This is a genomic window from Achromobacter sp. 1011811831, from assembly GCF_059760905.1.
The window spans coordinates 1-1,223 of the sequence record NZ_JCBANG010000194.1 but is presented as its reverse complement, the minus strand read 5'-3'; the positions used below and the strand labels follow the sequence as shown (position 1 = coordinate 1,223).

Below are 1,223 nucleotides of genomic sequence, written 5' to 3'. Positions count from 1 at the left end.
GCCATAGGGGGCCGCCAGCGCGATTACTGGAATCAAAGAAATGCTTAGCAATCTGAAAGTGCGCACCGGCTTGATGCTGGCCCAGCTGGCCGTCGTCGCCGCCGCGCTGGTGGCGATTGTGCTGGGTTGGAGCAGCATGCAGTCGAGCGCCGAGGCCATCAACGATCTGGACCGGCTGAGCGTCCAGCAGAGCAGCCTCATCAAGGACGTGTACACGCAGATGCTGCGCGCGACCATTCGCGCCGACATTGCCGCCGCGCAACGCGCCAGCGGCGACGCGGCGGGCGCCGCCGACAACTCCCGCATCGTGCAGGAACTGATGGCGGACGCGAAGAAGAAGATCGACGCGTTCAAGAACATTCCCAAGCTGACCGAGCTGGCCAAGAAGTCGGAAGGCGAACTGATCTCGACCTTCGGCAATTTCGCCGAGTCGCTGGAAGCGATGATGGCGGCCCTGAACAAGGGCGACGCGGCCGAGTACCTGAAGCTGAAGAACACCAGGACGGCCGCGGCCAGCGGCGCGTTTTCCAAGAGCCTGAACGAGTTCAGCAAGAACATCACCGAATACAGCAACGATCTGGTTGCCTCGGCGCAAAGCCGTACCGCGACCATGGGCGTGGTCTACGCCGCGCTGGCGCTGCTGCTGCTCGCCGTGTCCCTGGGCGCGTTCCTGTTCATGAACCGCGTCATCCTGCGGCCGCTGCGCTCGGTTGGCGAAAGCTTCGACAAGATCGCCGCCGGCGACCTGACCACCCGCGTGGAGATCAGCTCCACCAACGAAATCGGGCAGCTGTTCGCGGCGGTCAAGCGCATGCAGGAAAGCCTGACGCGTACGGTGTCGGCGGTGCGTCGCGGCGTGGACGAGATCAACGTCGGTTCGCGCGAGATCTCGGCGGGCAATACGGACCTGTCCAGCCGCACCGAGCAGCAGGCGGCCTCGCTGGAAGAGACGGCGGCTTCGATGGAGCAGCTGGCCTCGACGGTCAAGCAGAATGCGGACAACGCGCGCCAGGCGAACCAGCTGGCGGCCAGCGCATCGGACGTGGCCGAGCGCGGCGGTTCGGCGGTGTCGGAGGTGGTGACGACGATGCAGGCGATTTCGGCCAGCTCGCGCAAGATTTCCGAGATCGTGTCGGTGATCGACGGCATCGCGTTCCAGACCAACATCCTGGCGCTGAACGCGGCGGTGGAAGCGGCGCGGGCGGGCGAGCAGGGCAAGGGTT

The 1,223-nt window shown here is 65.3% G+C and carries 1 protein-coding gene; it reads left to right on the top strand.

The window, feature by feature from the left end; genetic code table 11:
* Positions 1 to 40 precede the first annotated feature (40 nt).
* The coding region (locus tag AC6LJ9_RS30550) for a methyl-accepting chemotaxis protein (RefSeq protein ID WP_498150441.1) at positions 41 to 1,223 on the top strand (1,183 nt) is incomplete at its 3' end.